Annotated in this window: 6 protein-coding genes and 1 tRNA gene; 2 read left to right on the forward strand and 5 right to left on the reverse strand. The window is 49.8% G+C overall.

Going from position 1 to position 7,923, the window contains the following annotated elements; all coding sequences use genetic code 11:
* Together Q7V06_RS07065 and Q7V06_RS07070 are read right to left on the reverse strand one after the other, a co-directional pair.
* The coding region (locus tag Q7V06_RS07065) for a chemotaxis protein CheW (RefSeq protein WP_304840011.1) at nucleotides 1-188 on the reverse strand (188 nt) is incomplete at its 3' end.
* A 13-nt stretch (nucleotides 189-201) separates the two neighbouring features.
* Entirely contained in the window at nucleotides 202-3,378 is a 3,177-nt protein-coding gene (locus Q7V06_RS07070) for a Cache 3/Cache 2 fusion domain-containing protein (RefSeq protein ID WP_304840013.1), read from the reverse strand.
* A 626-nt stretch (nucleotides 3,379-4,004) separates the two neighbouring features.
* Between Q7V06_RS07070 and Q7V06_RS07075 the strand changes: the two genes are divergently transcribed.
* Nucleotides 4,005-5,846, forward strand: a complete 1,842-nt coding sequence (locus tag Q7V06_RS07075; RefSeq protein ID WP_304840016.1) for a GGDEF domain-containing response regulator — start codon at nucleotides 4,005-4,007, stop codon at nucleotides 5,844-5,846.
* Between the two features lie 8 nt (nucleotides 5,847-5,854).
* Here the strand turns inward: Q7V06_RS07075 and Q7V06_RS07080 are convergent.
* From Q7V06_RS07080 to Q7V06_RS07090, 3 genes are all read right to left on the reverse strand, one after another.
* A tRNA-Ser gene (locus Q7V06_RS07080) sits at nucleotides 5,855-5,939 on the reverse strand.
* A gap of 134 nt (nucleotides 5,940-6,073) precedes the next feature.
* Entirely contained in the window at nucleotides 6,074-6,286 is a 213-nt protein-coding gene (locus Q7V06_RS07085) for a hypothetical protein (RefSeq protein WP_304840018.1), read from the reverse strand.
* Nucleotides 6,283-6,810 carry a PIN domain-containing protein gene (locus tag Q7V06_RS07090; protein ID WP_304840020.1) on the reverse strand — a complete coding sequence of 176 codons (528 nt, stop codon included), beginning with the start codon at nucleotides 6,808-6,810 and terminating at the stop codon, nucleotides 6,283-6,285. The genes Q7V06_RS07085 and Q7V06_RS07090 overlap by 4 nt, the downstream gene beginning before the upstream one ends.
* A gap of 82 nt (nucleotides 6,811-6,892) precedes the next feature.
* Here Q7V06_RS07090 and Q7V06_RS07095 point away from each other — a divergent pair, with 82 nt between their 5' ends.
* Nucleotides 6,893-7,558 (forward strand): HAD family hydrolase, encoded by a 666-nt coding sequence (locus Q7V06_RS07095; protein ID WP_304840022.1) that lies wholly within the window; start codon nucleotides 6,893-6,895, stop codon nucleotides 7,556-7,558.
* The last annotated feature ends 365 nt before the right edge of the window (nucleotides 7,559-7,923 follow it).

Genomic DNA, 7,923 nt, shown 5'->3' on the forward strand with positions numbered 1-7,923 from the left:
CCACGGAGGTCGATGATCCCTTTGATGTATGAAGGGGAGTTTGGGAGGGCCGAGATCCTCGTGTACTCCACCACTTCACGGACATCAAAGAGGTCGATTGCAAAGGTCTCATCACCGAGGACAAACTCAACGACCTGAACAGATCCACTGATGGCTGATCCTGCCTCTTTTATTGTGTCTGTTGCCATGCTCTCCCCCTCCCTATTTGGCGAGTTTGAACTTCTGGTTCGTCTGGAGGGTCCTGTTAGCAACGGAACTGACGTTCTCGATCATCCGTGCGACTTCATCGATGCTGGCGGATGCCTCCTCAGTTGCTGCTGCGGCGTCTCCTGCATCCTTCGCATTTTCATCGATTAATCCGGTTACTTCGTGGACGCTTGCGGTGATCTCCTCAACCGTTGCTGCCTGCTCTTCTGAGGCACTGGCAACCTCCTCGATTGCACGTGAGATCTTCTCGACGCCGTCGACGATCGTATTGAATGCGACAATCGTCTTCTCCATCTGTTCAGATCCTGTCTTGACGGTGGCTCCTGCAACATCCATCGCCTCGACTGCCTTCTTCGCCTGTGCCTGAAGATCGCCGATCATGCTTGCGATATTTTCAGCAGATGATCCCGACTCCTGTGCTAAGGATTTGACTTCAGCCGCAACCACTGCAAAGCCCCGCCCGGCATCTCCTGCCCGTGCCGCCTCGATTGCGGCGTTGAGTGCTAGCAGGTTCGTCTGGTTTGCAAGATCAGCAATAAGGCCGACGATCTTTCCGATCTGCCCCATCTGGTCATTGATGCCACGGATGATCAGATCGACATCGGCTGCTGACCTGCTGATCTCATTAATACCCTTCTCAGCCTGGGCAGCAAGCTTTGCCCCTTCCTTCGACTGATCGTCGGCGTTTCTCGCAAGTGAAGCAACTGACTCTGCATTCGATGTTACTTCCTCTACAGCAGCTGACAGGTCCTCCATTGCTCTCAGCACCTGCCGTGCACCATTATTTGCCTTCTTTGAGTTCTCACTGACACGGCCGGTGTTCCGTACAACGAGCTGGGCACCGGAGGAGATCTCTTCGACGCCGGCATTTGCCTCTTCAGAGATGGAGGCAAGCTCCTCCATCATCCGGGAGACTTCAGCGACAGCGGCTGAGATCTGGGTGCTGACATTATTCAGTGCACTCTTCAGCATCTCCATATCCCCGCGTACAGTGATATTGTCTGAGAACCTGACGCTGAAGTCGGCGTCTGCGAAGGCATTTGCGATTCTGATCGTTTCGTTGACTGGTGCGATGACGGCATCAAGGGTGTGATTGACACCTTCGACGATCTTTCTGAAGTCGCCCTGATGCTTTGCCGCATCTGCACGGGTGGCGAGCTTTCCGTCGATTGCTGCTTTCGCAAGCATGTTTGCATCAGCAACGAGAGTGTTCACCGCATTGATGCATTTATTGAGGTTATTTTTGATCTCGTTGAAGTCGCCGTTATAGTTGTCTGTGATCTTCTCGGGGATGTCACCGTTACTGATTCGATCAACATATTCTGCTGCGACATTGAGTGGTCCGATGACGGAATCGAGCGTTTTATTGACGCCCTCGACGATCCTCTTAAAGTCTCCCTGATGCTTTGCTGCATCAGCTCTTGTATCGAGTCTCCCTTCGACTGCCGCTTTTGCAAGCAGGTTTGCATCGGCAACGAGGATATTCACCGCATTGATGCACTTGTTGAGGTTATTCTTGATCTCGTTGAAGTCGCCGTTGTAGCTATCGGTGATCTTCTCGGGGATATCGCCGTTACTTATCCGATCGACATACTCTGCTGCGACATTGAGCGGTCCGATGACTGCATCGAGTGTCTCGTTCACACCTTCAACGATCTTTCTGAAGTCTCCCTGATGCCGTGACGCATCCGCCCTTGCATCAAGCCGTCCGTCGATTGCTGCAACAGATAGCATGTTTGCATCTTTCACGAGGAGATCAACCGCATCAATGCATTTATTGAGGTTATTCTTGATCTCGTTGAAGTCGCCTTTGTAGTTGTCGGTGATCCGCTCGGGGATGTCACCGTTACTTATCCGGTCGACATATACTGCTGCGACATTTAAGGGGTTGATCACAGAGTCGAGGGTGTCATTCACGCCGTAGATGATCTTCCCATAATCACCTTTGAACTTCGCTGCATTGCCCCTGACATCAAGCCTGCCTTCAGCAGCAGCAGCACTGATCATCGTCATCTCAGCACCAAATTGCTGTATCGTGGTGACAACATCACCAAATGCCCCGGTGACCTGCCCTATCTCGTCTCCTGAACCGTCTTTTTTGATGGTGCCTGAGAGGTCACCTTCTGTTACAAGCCTGCCGAGTGTGACGAGTTCGTCCATCCGGCGAGCAATCCCGCGACCAAAGAGGACTGCAATTGCACCGCCGATGATGGCAGCAGCGGCAACGATGGCAATGATTGCATTTCTGATATCATCTATTGGTCCGGTAAAGTCTTTCCAGTCAGCACCGGCGACGATGAATGCATCCAGTGGTGCATAATAGGTGAATCCGACAATCTTGTCTTCACCCCCCCACTCATAATGGATGATTCCGGTCTTCTGACTGATGATACGCTTTGCAAAATCGTGCTGAGCAACGCTCTGACCTTCAATGGTTGGATGGACGAGCATAGTTCCGGTGCTGTCCATGATATACATATACCCGTTTTTACCGATGATGCGATTCCGGATACTCTCATAAACGACGCCGAGTGTTTCCTGCTCGGGAATGCCGACGAAGAGGATGCCGATGACTGCTCCACCAGGCCCTCTGATCGGCTCATATGCGGTGATGTAGTTTGTACCGACGACGTTTGCCGTCCCATAATAGGTCTCTCCACGGATGACGACGGCATTATAGACTTCCTGTGAAACTGGAGTGCCGATTACACGTCTGCCATCTGCACCATAGACTGATGTCGAGATCCGGATCGCCTGGTTACCCTGTACCTGGAATATTGTGGCTGCAGCACCTGAGAATTGTTTTGAGAGACCATCGACGATCTCAACGTTGTCATTGATCACATATGGCTGACCTGCTGCATTGAGAAGCACCAACTGATTGCTCTGGATCTCTGGGGTGCCATGACTGTTAACGTCGTACCTAAGCACATTCAGACCTGACTTGACCAGTTCCATTGATAGTGTGTAGGTGTTCTGAACACTGTCGAGGTTATCTTTCGCAAGGATCTCAAGCTGTACTTCGATCTGCTCTTCAATCGCTGTGCTTGCCGAATTATATGCGACAATGCCGAGGAGCACCGTCGGAACGATGACGAGTGCAAGACAGATGATCAGGATCTTCGTCCCGATCTTCATACTGTTAAACCGTGCGGATATGTTCTGTGACATGGATCATCTCCTGGAGTTCTACACCGTGGTGATGGTGCAAATGAGGTCGGACTTGTCAGAATGAGGGGGGTGCTGCATGGGATGCGTTATGATCGGCTCACGCCTCTCCCCTCTTCAACATTAGTTTCCGTCCAAAATTCAACGCCTCACTGTGATATGCTTATTAGCAATCACTATTTGATATGCATATGTATGGCATTACTTTAAGGGAGGGAGATAAAAAGGATTTTGATTTAGATTTGTGGTTTTTGTCTCTTAAAAGACGATGTTTATGATCATTTATCTGAATCATTGTATGATGCGGTATCAAAACACTGATAATCTCTCATACGCATCTGATATATGCCTATCATCTCTGCCATACATATTGAGATGGGTAGGGTACAAGGACGCGCACACGATCTGACAGCTTCATTTCAAAGACCCTGATGGTTATTCTGATACCGGGAGCAGGAGATCATCTGAGGTGATATCCACAGATTCCATTCCAATACGTGTCGGCCTTTATGCAACGCACCTCGAATAGGGCCCTTTGGGTGACTGAAGAACCTCTGAAGCTGCAACCTGTCAGAGGAGGTTTCTCCCGGATTCGGTCAGAACTATATCATCTCCAAATTTCCCTGAGTATGCACGAATCAGCTACACAATCATATTGCACACCACCGTATTCGGTTCTGTACGTTGACGATGACCCCTCTCTCCTTGAGATAGGAAAGATCTTTCTTGAGCGTGCCGGTGATATCACTGTTACCCTCTCCCAGGATCCGGTTCTGGCTGTCGAGAAGATTCGGATGAACCGATTCGATGCGATCATTTCGGACTATCAGATGCCGGGTATGAATGGAATAGAACTCCTTGTCCGTGTAAGGGAGTCTGGTGATACAACTCCTTTCATCATCTTCACCGGAAAAGGGAGGGAGGAGGTCGTCATTGAGGCTTTGAACAATGGTGCCGACCATTATGTGCAGAAGGGCGGAAACCCAAAGGCACAGTTTGCAGAACTGACTCATAAGATCAGGCGCTCCGTCTTATGGAGGCGTGCACTTGAAGAGATTGCCGGGAATGAGGAAAGGTACCGCCAGATCTCTGATGTTATGTCTGATCTTGCCTGCTCATGTATCCGCTCAGCTGATGGAGCATGTGTCACCGACTGGATGGTCGGTGCCGTCTTTGAGATCACCGGATATACCCCCGCCGAGATTGAGGCGGAAGGGGGCTGTTCATTCCTCATCCATCCTGATGATCGGGAGTATTATCACCATCAGATCCTCACACTTTCACCTGGAAGTACTGCCTCTTTTGAAGTACGAATCACCTCGCGCGTCCGCAGCATCCGGTGGGTTTCGGTCTCAGCACGATGTATCGGGGGTGCAGAAGGATCTGATCGTCTCTATATCGGGTGTCGGGATATCACCGATGAACGCAGGGTGAAGATGGCACTTGCAGAGAATCTCACCCAGCTTGAAGCGGCAATGGATGCCGGAAACCTTGCATGGTGGGGTCTGGATATGGAGACTGGAAGTCTCACCTTTTGTGATCGCTTCGCACGTATTTTTGAATATGCTCCAAAACGTGTAACTCATTATACCGAGTTTATGGGGCTTCTCCACCCTGATGATCACGAGGTCATTCGCCAGGCATTGTATAGTCACCTTGATGGGCACAAGAGCCGGTATGAGGCCGAATGCCGGGTGAAGAGAGCTGATGGATCGTACCTCTGGCTTCAGATCATCGGCAGAAGATCCGAAGATCCGCAATCATCCCGATCGATTCGGGTCACAGGGACTGTTGCGGACATCAGCGCCAGGAAAAGGTATGAAGAGGCACTTCAGGAGAAGCATGAATCTCTTCTTGCTATAAACGAAGAGCTTATTGCTGCAGAAGAGGAGATCAGGCAGCAGATGGATGAGATCGTTGCCACTGAACAGTCTCTTTTGGCATCACAACGGCAGTTCTCCGATATCATCACCTTCCTCCCCGATCCAACGTTCATCATCAATGCATCAGGTGTTGTCATCGCATGGAACAGGGCGATGGAGCAGCTGACGGGCATCTCTGCGGAAGCTATGGAGGGGCAGAGCGGGTATGCCTATGCGTGCCCGCTCTATGGCCGGCCGCGTCCGATGCTGATCGATCTGGTGATGCAGCCGGATAACCCGGAGATACGAAGCTGGTACGATAGCATTCATCAGAACGGTGCGACCACAATCGGCGAGATTGCGTATCGGCACCCGGATGGCCGTCAACTTATCCTCTGGGGGAAAGCTGCTCCTCTCTACGGGGGGAAGGGTGATCTCATCGGCGCTATCGAGTCGATCCGGGATATCACTGCAATAAAAATGGCATTGAAACACCTTGAAGAGAAGAACCTGGAACTTCTTTTGGCAAATGAGCGGTTAGCTGCTGCGGAAGAGGAGATCAGGCAGCAGATGGATGAGATCGTAGCAATGCAGACTCGTGAAAAATGAAGTTATAACGCCGAGGGGGAGATTTGAACTCCCGAGGTGCAGAACACCAATGGCTTTCGAGGCCACCGCCTTTCCGGACTAGACTACCTCGGCAACGGGATACTATATTTGCTTTTCGGGGGTATTAAGGCTTCTGAAGAACGTTGACCGATAGTGACTCTAATCATCGTTCCATCCCAATGGATAGCTGATTTCCTTCCGATACTGCTCCACAATGTTTCTTCCCACTAAAGGGACCCCATCTTCTTTCTTCGCTCCAGGATATTTCTGATGATACTATCTGGATCATTCTCCAGTATCGCTCTCCTATCCTTCGTCCAATTGCCAGTTCCAGGCTCATAGATCTGAAGAAAACGAATTGCATCATCAGGTCCCAGCCTTTCAACGAGTACATCAAGCCCTTCCCGTTGAATCTGTTGCAATGTTTTAGCACTCATCATCTCCCCTCCTCTTCAAGCCAGGTAACAGGGTTATATCCATTTATATGTATGTTTTTATGTCCTATAATAAATGTTATGAGATCGTCATCGGTACTAATGAATAGCGCATCTCCCTTTTCGGCACATGCAATGTGAAGTGAATCCATTGCATCACCCCCCATTGCAATTATTTCATGCATGCGCGAGATGATTTCTTCGTCAATAAAAATGTGTTCGCGTGACGTTGATAACAGTTTCTCAACACGAATTCGCTTGTTATTATCCGGAATATTCGATATTTCTTCTATGATAGCTTCGCTAGTGATTAGATTCAGTTCATTTATAGTACATAGGCGAATGATCTCAAGAACTGCTGTCATTTCCAGACGTATCCGAATAGATGACTGGTCATCAAATGGTCGGCATAGACAACAGACGTCAAGGTAAACCTTCGGATAGTTCTTCTCAATGCCCATTATCTCAGGATCATGATCTATTTGTAAAAAAACACTCGTGTTTGGAACTCCATAGGAGTCCTTCTGCACGCAAACAGGAACCTTTTGGTCACTCAATAGCCATCGTACTCCGATAGTCACTGCTATCTGCTCCCAATACAGACACCCCTATATGCATCATCCACCTCTTCGCCTCCTCATCTTCGACTTCGATGGTGTTATCGCCGAGTCCATCGCCATGAAGGCAGAGGCATTTCGTGAGACCTTCTCGTTTGTACCTGAGCATCAGGACGAGATCGTCACGTATCATCTTGATAATGGCGGCATGTCCCGGTATGTCAAATTTCGAAATATCTACCGGGATATACTCCACAAAGAACTGACGAAGGAGCAGGAGTCCGGGCTTGCTCGCTGTTATGAAGGGCTTGTTCGTGAAAGGATGTTTGAAATACCCCTTGTTTTTGGAGCCGAAGCAATCCTTCAGCAGTATGCCGGGTGTCTTCCTCTCTATGTCGTCTCAGCCACCCCGCAGGAGGAGATGGAAGAGATCGTTTCAAGGCGTGGTCTGTCGAAATACTTTATCAGGGTCTATGGATCGCCCCGGTCAAAAGCTGACTGCATCAGGGAAATTCTTGGAGATACGAGGGTAATGCCCGGTGAAACGCTCTTTATTGGCGATGCTCCACAGGATTGGCAGGCAGCAATAGAGACCGGGGTCAGGTTTATTGGCCGGGTGGCACCAGGGGATGAAAATAGATTTGCGGGCCGGCCCGGGGTTGAGGTGATAGTCTCCGATCTCTCTGAACTCGGAGGGTACCTTGCAGAAGACCATTTCTGAATGAGATGTCCCCGGGAGAGACGTACAGGAACCTGATATATGGTTTCAATCGTTCCCTGACGTCTCAACATGAGGGTGCATTCTGACTCGATGTAGTCGTAATAATCTCACGATAAAGAACGCTCAAGGACGCAAAGCCGCCAAATTTTCTCTGCTTGGGGTTACAACACCCTTTGCGCCTTTGCGCCTTTGCGTGAGTATTTTTTCCCTGTCATTATACGTTGGATCACGCAAAGCCGCTAAGCTGCTAAGTTTTCTCTGCTCGTGGTTACAACGCCCTTTGCGCCTTTGCGCCTTAGCGTGAGTATTTTTCCCCATCACTGTACGTTGGATCACGCAAAGCCGCTAAGCCGCTAAGTTTTCTC

Source organism: Methanocalculus sp. (genome assembly GCF_030651615.1).
Taxonomy (GTDB): Archaea; Halobacteriota; Methanomicrobia; order Methanomicrobiales; family Methanocorpusculaceae; genus Methanocalculus.